Genomic DNA, 21,001 nt, shown 5'->3' on the forward strand with positions numbered 1-21,001 from the left:
CGGGAGCAGGAGCCACTCAGCACACCGGTGAGCATGGCCGACATCAATGACGCCTTGGGCCGGATCGCCGGCGAGGACTTCGGTGTTGGCGAGATGCGTTGGAGCTCAAGATTTCTCAGTGAGCGTCGGCAAGCCAGGCGGTACCGGGTCGGACGGGTCTTCCTCGCCGGCGATCCGGCCCAAGGCGTCATTGATGTCGGCCATGCTCACCGGTGTGCTGAGTGGCTCCTGCTCCCGCAGCCGGTCCCAGACGATCGCGCGATACCAACCGTCGCCGAACGGCAGCACCAGCACCACGCCCTCGTTATTGGTCCGGGCGAACATCAGCTCCTCGGGCGGCCTGGTCAGTCGCACGTCGGCCAGCATGATGTGCGTCGCGTATTGCTTGCCGACGAAGTCGATGTTGAGCAGGCGCCGCACCGCGCTGTGCGCGCCGTCGCACCCGACGACGTAGCCGGCCCGAACTCGCTCGCCGTTGCCAAGGGTGATGTCGACGCCGCCGTTGCGCTGGTTGAGGTCCTGCTCGAGCCCGGCGACTTCGGCGCCGCGGATCACCCGGACGCCGAGCCGTTCGGCCCGGGCGGCCAACACGTGTTCGGTGCCGCTCTGCGGAACCATCAGAATGAACGGGTAGCGCACCCGCAGTTCCTCGGCCAGCGACACCGTCGCGCCCGGCACCGGCGCCACCGAGCCCACCGCGAAACCCCTCTTCAGAACGTCGTCGACCAGCCCGCGGCTGTCGAGCAGTTCGAGGGTGCGTGCGTGGATGGCGAATGCTCGGGTGATGTTCGTCGATTCCTGGCGCCGTTCCAGCACGGACACGCGAACTCCGCGCATCGCCAGCTCACACGCCAGCATCAGGCCGGTCGGCCCGGCGCCGATGACGGCGACATCAAGGTTTGCAAGCTTGCTCTCAGGCATCGGTGGCTCCTTCGTCGTTGGTGCCCTCAGCTTCGCGCCGGCGCGGTGCCGTTCGAATCAGTGAAGTCACCAGTCCTGTTCGCCGGTCACCCCTACGATCAGTGCTGTGCTGCACGGCCGTGAGCGGGAATGCGCCCAGGTAGATCGCCTGCTGGCCGCCGCACGGGCCGGGCACAGCGGCACGCTGGTGTTGCATGGCGAGGCCGGCATTGGCAAGTCGGCGCTGCTGGAGTTCGCCGCCGCCAATGCCGCCGGCATGCGACTCTTACGCACCTGCGGCGTCCCCACCGAAGGGCAGTTGCCGTTCGCCGCGCTGCACACCCTGCTGCTGCCCGTGCTGGACCACAACGACGCCATTCCCGATCGGCAGCGCGCCGCGCTGCTCGGCGCGTTCGGCCTGGGCCCGGCCACCGACGAGGGCCGCTTCCTCACCTCGCTTGCCGTGTTGAGCCTGCTGGCCGAGACGGCCGAATCGGGTCCGGTGCTGTGCCTGGTAGACGATGCCCAATACCTCGACGGCCCGTCGGCGGATGCGCTGACATTCGCCGCCAGACGGGTGCACGCCGAAGGCATTGTCATGCTCTTCGCCGCACGGGACGATCCCGCGCGCCATTTCGCCGCCCCGGACCTGCCGGAGGTGCGGCTCGACGGGCTGGGTCCCGACGCGGCCTCGGCCATGCTGGCCGAACACGCAGGCGCCCCGGTAGCCGCGCCGGTCCGGGACCGCTTGGTTGCCGACACCCTGGGCAATCCGTTGGCGCTGACCGAACTGGCGCGATCGCTGTCCGCGGACCACATCGCGGGCCGCACTCCCCTGCCCGACCCGCTGCCGGTCAGCACCGATCTGGAGCGCTTCTATCTCGATCGGGCCGGGGACCTGCCCCCGGAAACCCAAACCATGCTGCTGGTGGCGGCAGCCCACGACAGCGGGCAACTCGACGGGATGCTGCGCGCCGCGCAAGCGCTGGATATCGGGCCGGGCACGCTCGATGAAGCCGAAGCGGCCGGGTTGTTGCGGGTGAAATCCGGAGTCGTGGCGTTCGCCCAGCCGTTGATGCGGTCGGCGATCTACCGCGGCGCCAGCGCGCAGCGGCGGCGCCAGGTCGAGCGCGCCCTGGCGGCCTGTCTGGACGACGACGCCGATGCGGACCGCAAGGCATGGCATCTTGCCAAGGCAGCGGCCGGACCGGACGCCGACGCGGCCGAGGCACTGTATGAGGCGGGCTGCCGAGCCGGCCTGCGGGGCGGACATGATGCGGCCGCCGCCGCATTCGAGCGGTCGGCGGCGCTCAGCGGTGCTCCCGCGCTGCGGGCGGCCCGACTAACCGATGCCGCCGCGGCCGCCTGGTCGGCGGGACAACCGCAACGCGCCCGGGGCTTGCTGGATCAAGCCCTGCCGTTGGCCGATTCGCCACAACTGCGGGGGCGCATCGCGCACCTGCACGGGCAGATCGAAGCGCACTGCGGAAGCCCATCGGCCGCATACGCCATCCTGGTGGGCGGGGCGGAGCTGGTCGCCGCGCTGGAACCGGCGCAGGCAGCGCAGATGCTCGGCGAGGCGGGTCAGCTCGCCTGGGCGGGTGGCGACCTGATGCGTCTCAACGAGGTCGGCGGCCGGCTTGCCGCGCTGCCCGCGGTGCAAGACACGAATTTCGTCGCCGCACACGTGATCCAAGGTTTGGCCGGATTACTTCGCGGCGACACCACAGCCACCGCGGCGAAGCTGCGCGCGGCAGTCGACATGGCCACCGTGAGCCGGGAGCCCCGCGTGCTGATGGGCGCCGCCGCGGGCGCGATGTTCCTCGGCGAGGATTCGCGGGCCATCGATCTGTTCAGCACTGCCGTCGCCAAGACCCGCGCCGCCGCCGAGTTGGCTCTGTTGCCTCTGTTGCTGGGTCCGTTAGCCATGGTCGAGATGTTGACCAGCCGGTACGCGACCGCCCTGGCGGACGCCACCGAGGGGCTGCGGCTGGCCGAGGAGACCAGCCAGCACAATCCCGCCGCACACCTGCACAGCGTGCTGGCCTTGATCGCGGCGGTGCAGGGCCGTGCCCAGGATTGCCGCGATCACGCCGGCGCCGCGCTGGCGCAGGCGATCTCCTTCCGCCTCGGACCGCACGCGGCCATCGCCTCCTGGGCGCTCGCGATGCTCGATCTGGGCGCCGGGCGCCCGGCCGAAGCGTTTGACCGGCTCGAGGCGCTGGCCGGCGCGGCACCCGGCGAGGGCAACCAGATGGTCAGTCTGATGGCAACTTCGGACCTGGTTGAGGCGGCGGTGCGAACCCAACGATCGGCGGTCGCGGCCACTCACCTGGACAGGCTGCAGATGTGGGCGCACGACACCGGCGCGCAGTGGGCGCAAGCGCTCGTCGCCCGCTGTCATGGCCTGCTGGCAACCGATGACGAGCAGGACCGGCAGTTCGGCGTCGCACTGAATTTGCATGCGCAGGGGGGACGGCCGCTCGACACCGCCCGAACGCAGTTGCTGTACGCCGAGCGCCTGCGGCGGCGCCGGCGCCGCAGCGAGGCGCGCAAGTTACTGAGTTCAGCACTCGAAACGTTCGACCGGCTCGGGGCCGCGCCGTGGGCCGAACAGGCCCACGGCGAGCTCCTGGCAACCGGGGCCACGGCACGCAAACGCGACCCGGGCACCACAGAGGAGCTGACACCGCAGGAGTTGCAGATTGCCCGGTTCGTCAGCGCGGGCGAGACCAACCGCTCGATCGCGACGCTGATGTTCCTCAGCCCCCGCACCGTGGACTACCACCTGCGCAAAATCTTCGTGAAGTTGGGGCTGTCGTCGCGCGCCGAGTTGATCCGCATGTCGTTGAGCGACGATGCTGGACAACTGACATGACCGCCAGCGGCAGCGCAATCACCATCTTCCACACTCCGACCGACCCAGGCCGATTCGATGCCTGGGTCGGCCGGTATGTTGCCGCCGCCGGCCGAGCCGCCGGTTTCGTCGGTGCCCGCCGGTCGGTGCACAGCGGCGGGCATCTCGATTGGGCGGTGGAGGTGCGTTTCACCGACATCGCATCGCTCGACTCGTGGCTCGACGGCGCCGAACGCCGAGCCGTCCTCGAAGACGGTGCGGCACAGGGTTTCTGGCCCGCCACGGTGGATCTGATCCTTGCCGAGGGTGAGCTGCCACCGGTCGAGGCGGGCGTCTTCCTGCACCAGGTCACACCCGGGAAGGAAGCGGAATTCATTGTTGCACAGCGTGATTTGACGTCGGTCAGTTCGACGTTCCCGGGATACGAAGGTACGGTGCTGTTGCCGGCCGACGACTCCGGGCAGTGGATGTCGATACTGCGCTTCCGCACCCCGCGGCAGCTCGCGGGCTGGATTCAATCCAGTGCCCGCCGAGAGGCCCTACCTCGCCTACGCGAAGAATTGACCAGAGACTTCGCCGAACTGCCCCGCAGCGCGCCGTTCGGGTCGACGGTCCGTGTCGCCGACGGACAGACGAAGATCACGCCGGCCTGGAAGTCGGCGATGCTGGTGGTGCTCTGTCTCTACCCGACGGTGGTGTTGCTGTCCAACTGGCTGTCACCCGAACTCAGCCGGCTCGGCATCAATCCGGCCGGTGAGATCTTCATCGGCAACGTCATCAGCGTCGCGTTGCTGCAGTGGGTGCTCGTCCCGGCCGCGTCGCGCCCGTTCCGGCGCTGGCTGGACCCCATCGACGGGGCATCGGCTCGCGTCAGCGTGGCCGGGTCGGCGGTGATCGTCGTCGGTTATGCGCTGCTGCTGGTGTTCTTCTCGCTGGTCGGTTAGTCACGCGCCGATCATCGTGTGCAGTTCGTCCACCGACCACGGTGGGCTGTCCCGGTGGTCCCGGTAACCCAGCAGCCGCGGCGCGGGCCGATCGAATCGGCCGACGAAACCGCCTGCGGCAACCAGGATCTGACCGGTGACATCGCGTGCCAGATCGCTGGCGAGGTAGGCGTACACCGGCGCCACGTAATGCGGCGGCGGAGCGTCGAGCGCGGCGCGCATGGTCATCTCGTCCAGCAGTCCGCGGCGATGCAGGTCCTCGATCTGCTGCCGGTAGTCCGGGCCGGTGGAGATCCGGGTCCGGGCCCCAGGGCAGACCACATTGGCCCGCACCCCATGCCCTTTGAGCTCCGCGGCGATGGCCATTGTCAGGCCGTTGACCGCGCCCTTGCCCGCGGGATAGCCGGTGCCGGCGTAATCGCCGAGGAAGGCCACCGAACTGGTGTTGATGATCGCGCCGCGGCCCTGGGCGGCCATCACCGGAGCCGCGACCCGGCAGGTGTGGAACACGGTGCCCAGATGCGCGCCGATGAGCGTGTCGAACTCCGCCGGCGAGATCTGCAGAATCGACGAACCGGACGGCTCAGCGATTCCCGCACAGTTGATCAGGATGTCCAACCGTCCGAAGGTATTGGTGCACTCGTCGATCAGGGCCGCCGCGACGCGTTCGTCGTCCGCGGCACCGGGCACACCGGTGGCTCGGGCTCCCGCGGCATGCAGCACGTCCACGGTCTCCTGGACGGCGGCCTCGTCTCGGCCGTTGACCACGACGGCGGCCCCTAGATTGCCGAGCAGTTCGGCGACCGCCCGGCCGATGCCGCGGCTACCGCCCACCACCACCGCGCTGCGGTCGGCCAGCAGAGCGTGCTCGCTCATGCGCCGGCGGTCACCGGTTCGCGCTCCGGTTCGTCACTGACCACTTCGCGCGGCCACCACAACCAGCGGTCTAACACGACTATCACGGCCGGCAGCATAAAAGTGCGCACGACGAGGGCATTCATCAACAGGGCCACGCCCACCGTTACGCCGATCTGCGCCAGGCTGAGCACGCTGCTGGCGGCGAGCGCCAGTGTCGTCAGCCCGACAACAATGCCCCCTCCGGTCACCACCACCCCCGTCGCGGCGAAGGCTCGGATGACGCTGGTGCGAACACCCGCGGCGTGTCCTTCGCGAATTCGCAACGGGAACAACAGGTTGCCGCCGGAGGCCACTCCCACCAACGACAGCAACGCGATAGGTGGAACCGACCAATGCAATTCGTGGTGCATCAAGCGCTGCCAGATGAGCGCGCTCGCACCGAGAGCGGCGAGATAAGAAACGCCGATGGTACCCAACACGATCAGACCGGCGATCGGACTTCGCAACAGCACCGCGGCGATCAGAAGAATGACACCGAGACTGATCAGCGCCACGAGGGCCAGGTCCCTACCCACGATGTCCTGTAGATCGCGAATTGCCGGTCCCACGCCCGCCATGTCGACCGTGGCCGGCTGCAATGTGCTGTTCTTGACGGCATCGGCTACAGCTGCGCTTATCTCACGAGCGCGGACAGCGCCATCGTTGCCCCACTCTTGTCCATCGCCGTAGACGAACAGCCGGGTGGCATGACCGTCAGGTGAGAACAGTTCGCCGAGGACCGGTCGGAACTTGGGATCGGTCAGGATCGTCCGGGATGCGTAGAGGGCCGAGCCCGGACCGTTCGCAGCGGATGCGGCGAGACCTTGCAAATACCCGGCGAGGTCCTGCGCGGGGACGGGACGCGCGCTGCGCAGAATGTCCTTGAAATTCGCCGCGATCGTTCGCGTCTGGGCGAGCTGCTCCCACACACTCTTCGTCATCGTGGGTAGGCCAGGACCCGCGGACGTGGCACCGTCAACCGTTGCCGCGATCAGTTGCTGCGCCGCACCGATCACCTTGTTAGCGCTGTCCACCACCGCATTGGCCCATTGCACCGCCTCCTGTGCGGCCGCGCACACCGGAGTAGTGGGACAGTCCGGGATCGCGCTGACGAAGCTGCGCAGCGAATCGAAAACTCCCGAAACATCCGCGGACCTGGCTTGAACCTTGTCCGTGGCTTCCTGGGTCAGATGCACTGCCAGGCTCACGCCGCCAATAGCAAAGGGTCCCGCTGACATGCCCGATTGGATGAGATCCACTTGGGAAAGCAGCTCATCTACCGCTGCGGCGAGATCGTTGAGCACGGGTCTGGAGCTGATCTGATCGGCGAACTCATCGAGGCGATCCCCGAAATTTCCGGCTGTGGCGGTCAGGGCAGCCTGCTTTGAGACCATCCCAGCCGGATGGCTCGCGGACTGCACCATACGCACGCCGGAAATCCCCATGATGGCGGCAGTGACCTGCTCGATGGCTCTGAGCCCAGCCGGGTTGCGTAGATCGTGACCGGTTTCGATCGTTACGACGTCCGGGTGCAGTTGGTTGGGGCCGAAATGCGCGTTGACCGCGCGATAACCACGGTTTGCTTCCGTCTCGGGCGAGGTGGCCGAGGTTTCGTCCCACCCGATCGGGATGCCGGGCAGGCCGATCGTCAAGACGAGCACGAAAACGCCGCTGGCTACCAATATCGGGGCCGGCCAGCGCGCCACGTTGATGCCCATGCGCCGCCAGCGCCGACTCTGGCTTCTGCCCGGGGGTGGCTCGAGCAGGCCGGCGCGGCTCGCGAGCGCCATCAACGCCGGTGTCAAGGTCAATGCGGACAAGCCGACCGCGAATGCACCGAGCGCGCACAGCACGCCGGTGGTGGCGAACATGCTTATCCGAGCGATGCTCAGCCACCCGACTGCGCCCAGGGGCGCCACGACAATGAGGGTCGACCCGATGATCACGGGTGCGACGGCTCGGTAGGCGTCAGCTAACGCGAGCGGCGGGGCCACGTCGTGGCTGCGCTGCTCGTGGTAACGCCCGATCAGGAATATGACGAAACCCGTCCCAGCGCCGACGATCACTGCGACGCTGACCGACAGCGAAAACAGCGATACATCCATCAGGTCGTGGGCGGCGAGTTCTGAGACCACCGGTCTGCAGACTGCGAGCGCCATCAGTACCGAGACCAGCGGCACCAGCGCGGTGATAAGCGAGCGGTAGAAGATCAACAACAGAAGCACCAGCACCGCAATGGCGAATACGGTGAATATCTGCACCTGCCGGTCCACCGCGCCGAACTCATCCATGATGGTCGCGCCGGCGCCGGTGATGTAGACGTGTAAGCCGTCCGGGGGTGCTATGTGTGCCGCGATGTTGCGGGCGGCAACGATCGAATCGGCCGCGTCGGAGGTGCCGACCATGCCGTTGAGTCGCATAGTCGCGGTGACAACGTGGTGATCACTACTCACGGCGGTGGAAGCAGGCGTCTGCCACCAGTCCATCAAGCCGAGGACATGCCGCGAGTCCGCCCTCAAGGCCGCGACCAATTGGGCGTAGAACTCTCGATCCTGGTTGTTCAGGCCTCCGTCGCCGGCACGTTCGAGCACCAGGTACGCGATGTTGTCGGTGGCCGGTTGGGAGAAGGCATCGGCCGACCGCTGCACGGCAAGCTCGGTCGAAGTTCCCGACAACAAGAACGGCTGGTCCTCGTTGGCGATCACCTGATCGACGGGCGGCGCAAAACTGTTGCCGACTATGGCCACAACCGCCCACGCAGCGACGATCAACAATGCGAACCGATAGATAAACCTACCAATCACTGCATGGGCCTCAGCTGCGCCGCGGGGGAGGTATCACGCGGTAGCCAGTCGCATCCAAGTGGCGTATCACCTTCTCAATCGACCTCAATCGACCTCAATTGACCTCAACCGACATATGTCGGGACCCCCGAACAAGTCGGCTAATTCAACCACCCCGACCGTGAGACCGACAGTGGTTTTCCCCGCGCCGGCGCACCGCCTCTGCCGTCAACGCCAAACGCTGGTCCCCGCATTCCTGAATCGCTGAGGTCTGCCGTCATGCGCCTGTTGCGGTTCCTTTGGGGCCGTGTGCTGGCATTCGACCGCATCGGCTCCCGCATCCCGCAGCTGATCCAGGTATGGCTGCTGGAATTGTTCTTCGCGATGCCGTTGACATTTTTCATCGCAAAAGTCATCGACATCCACGGCGCGTTCGGCGTGGCGGGCACCCGCGAGCGGCTCGACGGAGTGTTCTGGGGAGCTTTGGCGGTGGCGCTGTTCTTCGGGTTCCTATTCGTGCGGTCACTGCTGAAACCCCGCGTGGTCGAGGGGTCGTGGACTCCGGCCGTGCATGCCGACATCGGCTCGGTGTCGGTCTACGGCAGCAACAAGGCCTGGGCGGTGACCTATCCCTACCTGACCAGCCACCCGTCCTACGCATTGCTGTTGTTGCTGACGATGCCGATCCCGGCGGTGATGTTCGCGGCAACGCTCAACCAGGGCGACAGCACTTTCTATTTCCGCGTGTCCGGCATTGTCGGGTTGATCATCCTCGCGTGCATGGCATTGGCGCGCATCATCACCTGGTATGTCCTCGGGCGGCGCGCACTCCAGGCGCAGCTGCGCGGCTCGCCCACATCGCAACGACGGCTGGGCTGGGAGATGGCCTGGAAACCCGTGCTCGTCCTGGTCGTGCTGATCTATGCGATCGTCTGTCTCCCGTTCGGGCTGATGTGGCTGAAGGAGGAACGCACCATCGCCGCGCTGCCCGTCGTGACCGTCGCCGACGCCGAGCATCCCGGTGACTACCGCCGGGTGCAGGGGACGCTGGCGTCCGAAGCCGTCTACTGGGCGCCGCGCGGCACCGGCCGTGGGGGCAACAACTATGCCGGTGCCGGCGTACTGGTGTCGTTGCCCTCCGGCGGCGAAGCGCTGCTGCTCGCCGAAGCGCTGTCGGTCCCAGACTTCAAGGGCATGATGGCCGACGTCCATAACGGAGCGCTGAAAGCCAGCGGAAAGGTGATCGACGGCATCACCAGCGTGCAGCGCGAGTACTACGGCTTCGACGAAAAGGCCTTCGCGCAGCCCCCTTCTGGTGGCCGGGTGCTGCTGTTGCTGTCCAACCCGTAGGAACGCCGGGCCGGATTGCCGGATTCGGCCGTGCATGTGTCGTACCGTTCTCACCAGGTCCCGGGCAGACCTCGATGCGCCGCGCCGTCCTGAAGGGGGCTGACGAATGAGCAGGCCAGTCGTTGTGGTCATGGCATGCGCCGCGCTGCTGCTATCGGCCGGGTGTAGCAAGCCCAAGGCGCATGAGTCCGGGCACCGAACACCCGCGGCCGAGACATCGGCGGCGACCTCGCAATCCGAACCAAACGAACCGGCGGCGGTGGGCAAAATGACTTTCCGCTACGAGCCCGCGGACACGCCCGACGCGCAACGCGGTCGCCAGATGATGGTCGAAGCAAAGCTATTGGAGACCGTGGCCGGGCACGTCAACGACACGCTCAACTTGCCGCACGACGTGGCAGCTGTGGGCAAGCAGTGCGGCGAAGCCAATGACTACTGGGATCCCAACGTCAACGAGATTCAACTTTGCTACGAAGACATTCAGCAGAGTGAACAACGCTTCGCCAACAATGGAAATCAGGAGGCGGTGACGGCCGCCGTCAATGCGATGATCTCCGGCTTCTACCACGAACTCGGGCACGCCACGTTGAGCATCTACGAGCTGGCTTTCACCGGACGCGAGGAGGACGTGGCCGACCAGTTGTCCGCGTTCGAGCTGCTGGCCCCCGGCGCCGACGGGAAGCCCTATCCCAACGGTGTCCGGATCGCGATGGACACCGCCGCGGACTGGAAGTTGAGCGCCAAGGAGGCTGGTGACGCCAACGAACTTCCCTTCTGGGACGGGCATTCAATGGACATCACCCGGATGTACAACTGGGAGTGCTGGATCTACGGGTCGGACACCACGGCCAATGCCGGCATCGTCACATCCGGGGACCTGCCCGAAGACCGCGCCGGCAACTGCGAGGAGGAGTTCCAGAACATGTCCAGGGCGTGGCAGCAGATGCTCGGCCCGCACCTGAAGAAACCGAGCTGACCCGGAGTTCATGCAGTATTCAGGCATTCGTGGGACTGCGCTGGTGGATCGCACACACGTGCCGGATTTCCTCACGGTATGCGGGTGGTTCAGGTAGCCAACTTCTACGGGCCTCGTTCCGGAGGGCTGCGCACCGCGGTGGACCGACTCGGCGCCGAGTACCGTGCGGCCGGCCACGAGGTGTTTCTTGTGGTGCCGGGTCCCTGCGCCCAACGGGACCGACTGGACACCGGAGTCGTGCGAATCACCTTGCCCGCCAGGCTGCTTCCCTATACCGGGGGCTACCGGGCGATCATGCCGGGGCCGGTGCGGGCGCTGTTGGCCGTATTGCGGCCGGATGCCCTGGAGGTGTCCGACCGGCTCACCTTGCGGTCGCTGGGTCAGTGGGGCCGCGAGCACGGTGCCACGACGGTGATGATCTCTCATGAACGGCTGGATCGCCTTGCCGGACAGGTGCTTCCGGCTCGAAGCGCGCAGCGGCTCGCCGACTTCGCCAACCGCCGTACCGCTGCCGACTATGACACCGTTGTGTGTACCACCGAATTCGCCCGGCAGGAATTCGACCGGATCGGCGCGACCAATACCGTAACCGTGCCGCTGGGAGTCGACCTGCAGACCTTCCACCCGCGACGACGGTCCGCGGCGTTACGGCGCCGCTTCGCCGGCCCGGGGCAGGTGCTGCTGGTGCACTGTGGGCGGCTATCGGTGGAAAAGCGCGTTGACCGCAGCATTGACGCCCTGGCCGCGCTCTGCGCCGCGGGCGTCGATGCGCGGCTGGTCGTGGTGGGTGCGGGACCGTTGCGCACCAAGCTGGAGCGCCATGCCGCCGGCCTGCCGGTGGATTTCACCGGCTTCGTCGCGAATCGGCGGACCGTAGCCGGCCTGTTGGCCTCGGCGGATGTCGCGGTGGCGCCCGGGCCGCACGAGACATTCGGGTTGGCGGCCCTCGAGTCGCTGGCCTGCGGCACCCCCGCCGTGGTCTCGCGCACGTCGGCCATGACCGAGATCGTCACCACCGACAGCGGCGCGGTGGCCGACAACGATCCAGTGGCGATCGCCGACGCGGTCTGCGAGCTGGTGGGCCGACCCGAACAACACCGTCGCGGGTGTGCGCGACTGCGCGCGGAGATGTTCACCTGGCAGCGCTCGGCCACCGGCATGCTCAACATACTGGGTGCGGCTTGAGCCGGGCGCGTCGCTACGCACCAATCAGTTTGCCGCGGTGCAAGATTCGATCAACGCGGGCCCGTACGTGGCAGAGCCGCATTCACATTCCCAGCGGACATGTGGACCACAGGAACACGGGACGGTGACGACGATCATGTGTCCGGGCAGCAGCCAGTGACCACGCGAACAGCGCCGGGGTGGCCGGTCCATCCACTCGGCACGCAGCACGTGCGACAACTCGCCGACATCAGCACTCACGCCGCCCACCGTCGCATCCATCCCGCCGCGAAATCCAGCGCGCCAGCTGAATCGTTACTCTTCGTTGCCTCTCGTTGACCGTGTCGTTGTATCGCGGCCATTTCCCTCGCGGCGATGGCATCAAAATAAATGGCTTGATTTAAACCGGCGACGGTAGTTCACTGAAGCGATGGCCACGGCGCGAGCGGTACGGACCGACCGCTCGGCGGTCACTCGCGAAGCCATCCTTTCCGCCGCTGAATGGCTGCTCGCCGAGCGCGGCATGTACGCAGTCTCGAACCGGCAGATCAGTGAGGCCGCCGGACAGGGAAACAATGCCGCCGCCTGCTATCACTTCGGCAGCCGGATCGAGCTGTTGCGGGCGATCGACGGCAAACACCGGCTGGCCATCGAGGAGCTGCGCGCCCAAATGCTGGCCGGCATCGGTGAATCCACCGAACTGCGGGACTGGGTGGGCGCACTGGTGCGGCCGGTGACCGAGCACCTGGCGCAGCTCGGCAGCCCCAGCTGGTATGCGCGCTTCGCCGCACAAGCCATGGCCGACCCCACCTACCGGCAGGTTGTGACGAAGGACGCGCTTGCGTCGCCCACGCTGGTGCAGACCGTCGACGGGATCAACCGTTGTCTCCCCGACCTGCCGAAGCGGGTGCGTTCGGAACGAATTGTCATGGCCCGCAACCTGTTGATGCACACCTGCGCCGAACATGAAGGCGCACTGGCCGAGCATGGGCCGCACGCGCGGTCCGGCTGGCCGGTCGCGGGCGAAAACCTGATCGACGCCATCGTCGGGCTGTGGCGCGCACCGGTGCATCTGCGCGCGACCACCGGCTAGCCATCACGATCGAGGAGCAGGATGACCGAGGTAGCGATCACGACAGACCTCCCCGAGTTTCCGATGACCCGGGCCGTCGGCTGCCCCTTCGCGCCACCGCCGAAGGTGTTGGAGCTCAACGCCGACCGCCAGCTGAGCCGAGTGCGGATCTGGGACGGCAGCACGCCGTGGCTGATCACCGGCTACGAGGCGATCCGCTCGTTGTTCACCGATTCGCGAGTCAGCGTCGACGATCGCCTGCCGGGCTATCCGCACTGGAATGAAGGAATGCTGGCGACAGTGCACACCCGCCCGCGTTCGGTGTTCACCTCTGACGGTGAGGAGCACACCCGATACCGGCGAATGTTGTCGAAGCCGTTCACCTTCCGGCGGGTCGAAGCGCTGCGGCCGGCAGTGCAGCAGATCGCCGACGACCACATCGACGCGCTGCTGGCCGGACCCCAACCGGGCGACATCGTCGCCGGATTGGCCCTGCCGGTCCCCTCCCTGGTCATCAGCCAGCTGCTGGGAGTGCCCTACGAGGAGGCCGACTTCTTCCAGGAGCAAGCACAGCGCGGCATGGGCCGCTACGCAACCGAAGAAGACACCGCCCAGGGCGCCGCCTCCTTGGCCCGATATCTGGCCAAGCTGGTTCGGATCAAGATGGAAACCCCGTCCGAGGATTTGGTGTCCGATCTCGCCGAACGGGTGAACGCCGGGGAGCTCAGCGTGCGCGAGGCGGCGCAGCTGTCCACCGGCGTGCTCATCGCCGGTCACGAAACCACCGCGAACATGCTCAGTCTGAGCGTGGCGGCGCTGCTGGAACACCCCGATCAGCTGGCCCTGCTGCGCGACACCGAGGACCCAAAGGTCATCGCGACCGCCGTCGAGGAATTGATGCGGTACCTCAGCATCATCCAGACCGGCCAGCGGCGCATCGCCATTGCCGACATCGAGCTCGGCGGCGAGACGATCCGGGCCGGCGACGGCATCATTCTTGATGTGGCACCGGCGAATTGGGACAGCCGCCAGTTCCCGGCACCGGAACGGTTGGACCTGACCCGGGACGACGGCCCACACGTAGGTTTCGGCTATGGCCGCCACCAATGCGTCGGCCAGCAACTCGCCCGCATGGAGTTGCAGATCGTGCTGCCCACCCTCTTCCGGCGTATCCCGACGCTGCGGATGGCGGTACCGGTCGAGGAGTTGCCGTTCAAACACGATGCGCTGGCCTACGGCGTATACGAGCTGCCGGTGACCTGGTGAGGCGCTGAGATTGTGACGCCGCAACTCGCCGCCCGCGGTCCGGTGATCGAGATTCCCGACGAACCCGACCGGGCGCGGATGTATGCCGAGATCGGTGCACGGCTGCGCTCGGCGATGGTTGAGCACCATGTAGACGCGCTCATCCTGTTGCTGAACGGCTACGTCGGATACGCCAGCGGGGCGAGCTGGCCGCTGCTGGACGCGGGTCTGTCGCATGTTGAGCGCCCGGTGGCGGTGGTGCTGGCCGACGACGAGCACCCGCACCTGTTCATGCCGTTCCGCACCGGCGCTGCCGCGCACCATCAGGTGCCGCCGGATCACCTGCATGGCCCGGTCTATCTCGAATTCGACCAGGGCGTCCTGGATTTCGCGCGGGTGCTGGCCGAACTGATCCCGTCCGGCGCGCGGATCGCGGTGGATGAGCTGACCGGCGCCATGCGCCGTGCCGAACGGACGTTGTTTCCGTCGGGCCCGCCAACGGAAGCGGCGGTGGTGGTGGGCGCCGCGCAGCTGGTCAAGACGCGCGACGAGATCTCTTGTGTCCGGCGGGCGTCGCGCATCACCGAGCAATCGGTGGCCGAAGTCCAGCCGTTGTTGGCACCCGGAGTCCGCCAGATCGATCTGTCGGCAAAACTCGTGCGGCGCGCATTCGAACTGGGTGCCACCGCGAACATGCTGGAGGCCATCTGGCAGGTGATGCCGACGTCGCGGGCGACCGGGGTGTGGACCACGCACGGCGACCTGGCGTTACCGCTGCTGACCACCGATCGCCAATTGTCGGCCGGGGACGTGTTGTGGACCGACATCAGCATCAGTTATGCGGGCTACTGTTCGGATTTCGGCCGTACCTGGGTGGTTGGTGAACAACCCTCGGCGCGCCAGCAGGACCAATTCGCCCAGTGGCGGGCCATTCTCGATGCGGTGCTCGCGGTCACCAGGGCCGGCGCCACCTCCGGCGACCTGGCCCGCGCCGCGATTGCAGCCAACGGCGGGCGCAAGCCCTGGTTGCCGCACTTCTATCTCGGTCACGGCATCGGCACCTATCCCGCCGAAATGCCCATGATCGGAACGGATCTCGGGGAGGAGTTCGATGACAACTTCGTCTTTCCACCGGGCATGGTGCTGGTCTTGGAGCCAGTGGTCTGGGAGGACGGCACCGGCGGCTACCGCAGCGAGGAGATCGTGGTGATCACCGACAACGGCTACACGCCGATCACGGACTACCCGTACACGCCCTATGACGACTGACGTGTCGCCCGACCCGCGCCCGCTGCGGATCGCCCGGCGCGAGCGCGCGCTGGCTCAGATGGCGGCCGACCATCTCGATGTCCTGGTGCTGGGGCGCCAGGCCAATATCCGCTACGTGACCGGCGCCCCCCAACTGTGGATCGCGGGCACCCGGCCGTTCGGCCCGATGTGCGTCGTCGTGCGCGACACCGGCGAGATCTATCTCAACGCCACCGACGACGAGGGCGTCCCCGAGGAGATCGACCACGACCACCTCTACGGATTGGCCTGGAACCCGATGACCCTGATCGAGGTGATCAGAGGCATCGACGGGGCCGCCACGGCGCGGCGGGTTGGGACCGACGCGCTCACCCCCACTTTCGCCGCGCTGCTGCCACAGGCATTTCCTCTGGCAGAGATCGTGGACGGGGAGAACACCATGCGTGCGGCCCGCCGCATCAAGACGCCGGACGAGATCGGTGCGCTGGGCACCGCCTTGCGGGTGGCCGAGCGCGGCCTCGCCGCCGGTGTCGGCGAACTACGGCCGGGTGCGTCCGTACAGACGTTGACCGGCGCCGTGCTCGAGGCGATGGCGGCGGGCGGCGTCAGCACGCCGGCCACCCAGGACGCCGCGTGGGTGACCCCGCGGGATCGCCCCTCGGGTGCCGGCAGGCCGGTGGTCTGCGACGGCGACCTGGTCGCCTTTGCAGCGGGTGCATTGGCCGACGGGTATGTGGCCGAAGTTGGCCGCACCTGGCCCGCCGGAGAATCCGCGGGTGGCGCAGTTCGCCGGCTCTATGCCCGGCTGAACACGGTGTACGACAAGCTCATCGACGCATGCCGCCCCGGCGCCCCGGCCGAGCGGCTGCTTGCGGCATACGCCGCGGCCGGTGAACCGCTGCCACCCATGGCCGTCGCGCATGGCCTTGGCCTCGGTTTCGACCCACCGGTGATCTCCGGAACACTTCCGGCCGCCGGCGGCGAGTGCCTGGAGACCGGTATGGTGCTGGCCGTCACCGGGTATGTCTGGCAGCACGGGGTCGGCGGGGCACTCCGCCGGGACACCATCCATGTCGCCGAGCACGGTCCGGAGGTCTTGACCGCAAGTCCGTCCTGGGCGGCGGGTCAGGCGACCGCACCGGCCTCGCCCAGCGCCTCGTCGAGCAGGTCCCCTACTCGATGATGCGACCATAGCGACAGCACGTTGCACAGCATCTGCAGTGGCGCTCGCACGCTTTCGTCATCGCTGATCCGGTGATCGGTACGGTCGGCCGGCATGTCCGGCCCGAATCGCTTGTGCAGCAACGCCGGAACATCCATCAGCCAGGCGACCCCCATCGTCGCGGCGTAGAGCAGCGTGTGGCGGCGCAAGCGGTCGGGGTCGAGCGCAACACCGCCGTGCCGGTGAAATTCGGTCACGAAAAGGTCCAGCAGTTCACCGAAATGATCTCGCCAGAGCTGGGTTTCGGCCCCCGACATCGCACCCCAGAGCGCCATGCCCAGGTTCATTTGGCTGACACAGCCCCAGTCCAGCAGACCACAGTGCAGCGTTGCGGTGTCGTCTCGCCAGAACCAGGCGTTGTCCACGTTGGCATTCCAATGGCAGAGTGCCACGTAGCCGGTATCGGCGGCGAGTTGACTCAGGATGGTTTCCTCGTGCCGGGCCAATCGGGGCGCGTCGTGCCGTAACCGCGCGGCGAACCGCCGATCCGTCGCGAGCGCGGGCAACAGGCCCGGATGCTGTTCGGCGAACCCGGTCAGCTCGGCGATTCTGCGGCTGAGCTTCTCGGCGGTCCAAGGCGGGCGCTCCCCCACCGTCGCCGACCGCACGTCGAGCGGGAACCCGGCGGTCAGACCGGCCGGCAACAAGCCGGATCGATGCGCACCGGCCAGCCGGGCCAGGGCGGATACCAGTGCCCGGTAGTGCTCGACTGGTTGTGGCATCAGGAAATCCAGGCATTTGTGGTATTGCGGCTCGATTCCGTTGCAACCGAACGCGATTCGCTCGGTGATCAGCAGTCCCGTTCCGGTGTCCTGGTGATAGTCGGCAAAGAGAACGCGGGGTACCGCGATGGGGAATCCGGGCGTCCGGGACAGCCCCGCGAACCGCACCTCCGGCTCCATCTGCGTCTTGCCGCGATCCCGGACCGGGTTGTTCACATCCCGGGAGAACTTGACGAAAAGCTCCGTGGGCAAACCGTTTTCGCTGCGGCGATACCGCACGCTCAGGGCTGCCTTGCGTCCGGTGCTGCCGCCGGCGACCTCACCAAACGCATTGATGACGGCCACGAAGTCGTTCTCGGCCAAGGTGCCCGCTGCTCGGAAGGCAGCCGTCAAGAAGGTGGGGCCGCCGCGACGCAGCGCATCGGGATGCACCGGCATCTGTTGCCCTAGTGCGTCGCCGGTGACCCACTCGGCGTTGTCCTGGTGCATGATTCACCAAGTCTGTTCGGCCGCGCGCACCAGCATGTGGTTGACGGCGACCCGGCGGTCGCGGGTGACCATGTACAGCACGGCGTCGGCGATGTCCGCCGGGCGCAACTTCACCATGTCCGCGGTTTGCCGTTCGAAAGTCTCTCGTGCCGGTGCCGCCAGATGGCTGAAGATCTCGGTGTCGACGGTGCCGGGGCCGACGACGCCGACCCGGACCCGCTTGCCCAGCACCTCTTGCCGGATGCCTTCGCTGAATGCGTTCACTCCGAACTTGGTCAACGAGTACACCGCGGTGCCGGGTCGGGCCACCCACCCGGCCGTGGAGCTGATGGTGACCAGATCGGCCACCCCGCGCGGCGAGTCACCGGCCGCCTCGATCAGATGCGGCAGCGCGGCGCGGGTCACGTATAAGACACCCTTGATGTTGACCTCGATCAGGTCATCCCAATCCTGCAGGGCGGCTTCGCTGGCCGGCCCCATCCGCATCAGGCCGGCGTTGTTCACCACGACGTCCAGCCGGCCCAGCTCGCTGACCGCGTATTGCACCGCCGCGGCGACTTGTTCGGCGTCGGTGACATCTGCCGCCGTCACCACGGCCGTGCCACCCGCGGCGTCGATCTCGTCGCGCAGCTCGCGGAGCCGGTCCGTCCGCCGGGCCAGCAACGCCACCGCCGCACCGTGCGCGGCAAGAGCTTTGGCCGTGGCGGCGCCGATCCCGCTGCTGGCACCGCTGACCAGGGCGCCGGTGCCGGTCAGCGGCGGTGTCGCAGATGTCATGGTCGGGCTCCCGTGTTGCTCGCGTGCAGGACGTAGTCGTTGTGCTCACCCAGATCGGGGGCGCCCCGTGCGATTTCGGCCGGACAGTTCACCATTCGCCACGACGGCCCTACGATCGGGCGCTGGCCTTCGCGGTGATCGGTGACGAAGCGGTACAACTGGCGGTCCCACAACAGTGGGTCGCTGATCACGTCGAGAGACGTTGCGCTCTTGGCGGCCGGCACTCCGGCCAGCCGGAGGCGCTGGGCGAGTCCCTCCGCATCGTGGGGCCCGGTGAGCGCCGCCAGTGTGGAGTCCAGCGTGTCGCTGTGCCGGTGGCGCTCGCCGCCGGTCGCGTACCGCGGGTCGTAGGCCAGGTCGTCCGCTTCCAGCACGTCGCACAGCCGCCGCCACTGCTCGTCAGTACCGACGGCCAGGCTTATCCACGCGCCCTCGGCGCACGGGTAGCACCCGTGCGGGCATATGTCCGGATGACGGTTGCCCTCGGGCAGCAGTGCGCCGCCGGTGTAGCTCTGGTGCAGCAGGCAATCCCCGATCATCGAAGACAGGGTCTCGACGGCCGAGACGTCGACGAACTGACCCCCTCCGCCGGCTTCGCGATGCAGCAGCGCCACGACGGCAGCGTATGCGGCGGCGGCGCCCACGGTGGAATCTCCGTACCGCATGCTGGCGCCGAGCGGCGGGCCTCCGGGGTGACCGACCAGCGAGGCGAGCCCGGCCAGCGCGGCGAAACACGGCGCGTAGCCCGTCTGGTGCCCCAACGGTCCGTCATTGCCCCACATCTTGATCGACACCGAGATGATGTCGGGATTCAGGGCCTGCAGTTGCTCGTAGCCGAGTCCCTGCCGCTCCATCGCACCCGGTCGCAGATTGTTGATGACGATGTCGCTGTGCCGGATCAGCTCGTGCAGCCGGGCCATGCCCGCGGCCGATTTGATGTCGAGGTCGACGCTGAGGATCTCGGGGTTGATGCTCAGGAAGAACGGCGCGTGGTTGACGTCGGTGCCGCCGTAGGCCCGCATCTCCTCGGGAACCGCAGCGGATTCGACCTTGATCACCTCCGCGCCCAACAGCGCCAACAGTTTTCCGGCGTAGGGGCCGGCCCACACCTTGGTGAGTTCCACCACCCGCACGCCTGCCAGTGGGCCGCCGCGATGATTCATGGTCGTGCGCGTCGACCGTGCCCGGTGTCGAAGGCGTGCCCTGGCCGGCGCATTGAGTATCGACGCGGTGTGCTCCCCCAAACGAGGTGCGGCAGATGCCAATTCGGCCGGGGTGGCGCTGAGGGCGTAGGGCACGGTCGGATAGGCAGCGGTGCCCAGCACCGGGTGCCGTAGCTGGCGGAAGAACCGGCGGTGTAGGTATTGCGGGGAGCGGTGCAGGTCCTCGGCGCCGTTGACCGGGACCAGCGGTACCCCCAGTTGCTGAGCCCGGTCGGCGGCTGCTTCCCGCGGCAGGTCCTTGACCCACGCCGCGAAGCCGCGCTGGAAGGTGGCGACCTTCTGCGGGGTGACGGAGAACTCCAGCCAGTCGTCGTCGAATGCGTCCAGCCATTCCGGTTGTCCCAGCAGCTCCTTCACGCCGATCCAGTGCGCCCGGTTGGTCACATACAGGTAGACGAAACCGTCCGCGCAGGCGAAGAAGGACGCTGGACCCTGCTGGTCGTAGTCACTCCGCTCGCCGGTCGCGGGGGATTCTCCGGTGAGGAAGCGGCCGACGATGCAGTCACTGCGAGACACCAGCACGGCCTGCTGGGAGATGTCGATGGATTCACCCTGCCCGGTGCGTAATCGGCGCAGCAGCGCCGAGGTGACGCACAGAGCGGCCTCGAGTCCCGCCTCGTAGTCGGCCAGGAACCGGCCGGGACCCTGCAGTGGCGGCTCCGCCGGATCGGCGTGGCTGGGCGTGTGGTAACCCCAGCCGCTAGCGTGGAAAACGTTGATGCTCGCGGCGTTTTGATACTCGCGGGGCGCGCTTTGACCGAACGGGGTGATCGAGCAGAACACCACTTCCGGATGCCGTTCGGGCAGGCCGGGGATCTCCGCGCCGAGCACCGCGTCGGCGTTGCTCAACAGCTGATGCAGACGCTCCTGGCCGGCGTTGTCGGTGATGTCGAGCGCCACCGAGCGCTTGTTGGTGTTGAGGTACGCGAACAGCACGCTGCCTTCCGGTGCCGGGGCATACCCAGGTCGGCGGGCGAGTACCGGCGCCATCGCCCGGGTGCGGCTGCCGCACCCGGGCTTCTCGATCTTGACGACTTCGGCGCCGAAGTCCGACAACAACTTTCCGCAGTATTCGCCGGCCACCGAGTCGGCCAGCTCGACAACGCGGATCCCCGTCAGCGCCGACATCACG

The 21,001-nt window shown here is 67.3% G+C and carries 15 protein-coding genes and 1 pseudogene; 10 read left to right on the top strand and 6 right to left on the bottom strand.

The window, feature by feature from the left end; genetic code table 11:
- Window positions 1-33: 33 nt before the first annotated feature.
- Window positions 34-120: pseudogene (locus tag A5645_RS29475) on the top strand (hypothetical protein); the annotation flags it as partial.
- On the opposite strand, the gene A5645_RS22865 reads toward A5645_RS29475, so the two are convergent.
- Window positions 106-921, bottom strand: a complete 816-nt coding sequence (locus A5645_RS22865) for an FAD-dependent oxidoreductase (protein WP_065131137.1) — start codon at window positions 919-921, stop codon at window positions 106-108. The pseudogene A5645_RS29475 and the gene A5645_RS22865 overlap by 15 nt on opposite strands.
- A 106-nt stretch (window positions 922-1,027) precedes the next feature.
- On the opposite strand from A5645_RS22865, the gene A5645_RS22870 reads away from it, so the two are divergent.
- Both A5645_RS22870 and A5645_RS22875 read left to right on the top strand, forming a co-directional pair.
- Window positions 1,028-3,778: a helix-turn-helix transcriptional regulator gene (locus tag A5645_RS22870; RefSeq protein ID WP_065131138.1), complete on the top strand. Its 2,751-nt coding sequence runs from the start codon at window positions 1,028-1,030 to the stop codon at window positions 3,776-3,778.
- Entirely contained in the window at window positions 3,775-4,701 is a 927-nt protein-coding gene (locus A5645_RS22875) for an antibiotic biosynthesis monooxygenase (RefSeq protein WP_081288513.1), read from the top strand. The genes A5645_RS22870 and A5645_RS22875 overlap by 4 nt, the downstream gene beginning before the upstream one ends.
- Here A5645_RS22875 and A5645_RS22880 read toward each other — a convergent pair whose 3' ends face one another.
- Entirely contained in the window at window positions 4,702-5,577 is an 876-nt protein-coding gene (locus A5645_RS22880; protein WP_065131139.1) for an SDR family NAD(P)-dependent oxidoreductase, read from the bottom strand. It lies immediately after the preceding gene.
- The gene (locus A5645_RS22885) at window positions 5,574-8,402 is read right to left on the bottom strand and encodes an MMPL/RND family transporter (protein ID WP_065131140.1); all 2,829 of its coding nucleotides are present in this window, start codon (window positions 8,400-8,402) and stop codon (window positions 5,574-5,576) included. Before A5645_RS22885 ends, A5645_RS22880 begins: the two co-directional genes overlap by 4 nt.
- A 258-nt stretch (window positions 8,403-8,660) precedes the next feature.
- On the opposite strand from A5645_RS22885, the gene A5645_RS22890 reads away from it, so the two are divergent.
- The 7 genes from A5645_RS22890 to A5645_RS22920 all read left to right on the top strand — a co-directional run bounded on the left by A5645_RS22890 (window position 8,661) and on the right by A5645_RS22920 (window position 16,619).
- Window positions 8,661-9,731: a hypothetical protein gene (locus A5645_RS22890; RefSeq protein WP_065131141.1), complete on the top strand. Its 1,071-nt coding sequence runs from the start codon at window positions 8,661-8,663 to the stop codon at window positions 9,729-9,731.
- 106 nt (window positions 9,732-9,837) lie between these two features.
- Entirely contained in the window at window positions 9,838-10,707 is an 870-nt protein-coding gene (locus tag A5645_RS22895; RefSeq protein WP_065131142.1) for a DUF4344 domain-containing metallopeptidase, read from the top strand.
- 78 nt (window positions 10,708-10,785) lie between these two features.
- The gene (locus tag A5645_RS22900; protein WP_065035684.1) at window positions 10,786-11,892 is read left to right on the top strand and encodes a glycosyltransferase; all 1,107 of its coding nucleotides are present in this window, start codon (window positions 10,786-10,788) and stop codon (window positions 11,890-11,892) included.
- A gap of 409 nt (window positions 11,893-12,301) precedes the next feature.
- Complete coding sequence (locus A5645_RS22905; protein WP_065131144.1) at window positions 12,302-12,964, top strand: TetR/AcrR family transcriptional regulator; 663 nt, start codon at window positions 12,302-12,304, stop codon at window positions 12,962-12,964.
- Between the two features lie 21 nt (window positions 12,965-12,985).
- The gene (locus A5645_RS22910) at window positions 12,986-14,209 is read left to right on the top strand and encodes a cytochrome P450 (protein WP_065131145.1); all 1,224 of its coding nucleotides are present in this window, start codon (window positions 12,986-12,988) and stop codon (window positions 14,207-14,209) included.
- A 78-nt stretch (window positions 14,210-14,287) separates the two neighbouring features.
- On the top strand, window positions 14,288-15,457 hold the full coding sequence (locus A5645_RS22915) for a M24 family metallopeptidase (RefSeq protein ID WP_436405518.1): 1,170 nt from the start codon (window positions 14,288-14,290) through the stop codon (window positions 15,455-15,457).
- The gene (locus A5645_RS22920) at window positions 15,447-16,619 is read left to right on the top strand and encodes a M24 family metallopeptidase (RefSeq protein WP_065131148.1); all 1,173 of its coding nucleotides are present in this window, start codon (window positions 15,447-15,449) and stop codon (window positions 16,617-16,619) included. Before A5645_RS22915 ends, A5645_RS22920 begins: the two co-directional genes overlap by 11 nt.
- Here A5645_RS22920 and A5645_RS22925 read toward each other — a convergent pair.
- Genes A5645_RS22925 through A5645_RS22935 form a run of 3 tightly spaced genes read right to left on the bottom strand, consistent with a single transcriptional unit; the run spans window position 16,562 to window position 20,997 of the window.
- A complete protein-coding gene (locus tag A5645_RS22925; protein ID WP_065131150.1) occupies window positions 16,562-17,869 on the bottom strand; it encodes a hypothetical protein in 1,308 nt (435 codons plus the stop codon). The genes A5645_RS22920 and A5645_RS22925 overlap by 58 nt on opposite strands.
- Window positions 17,870-17,872: 3 nt before the next feature.
- Complete coding sequence (locus A5645_RS22930; protein ID WP_065035690.1) at window positions 17,873-18,646, bottom strand: SDR family NAD(P)-dependent oxidoreductase; 774 nt, start codon at window positions 18,644-18,646, stop codon at window positions 17,873-17,875.
- Entirely contained in the window at window positions 18,643-20,997 is a 2,355-nt protein-coding gene (locus tag A5645_RS22935) for a CaiB/BaiF CoA transferase family protein (RefSeq protein ID WP_065131151.1), read from the bottom strand. The genes A5645_RS22930 and A5645_RS22935 overlap by 4 nt, the downstream gene beginning before the upstream one ends.
- Window positions 20,998-21,001: the final 4 nt, after the last annotated feature.

The organism is Mycobacterium asiaticum (assembly GCF_001673635.1).
GTDB classification, from domain to species: Bacteria; Actinomycetota; Actinomycetes; order Mycobacteriales; family Mycobacteriaceae; genus Mycobacterium; species Mycobacterium asiaticum_C.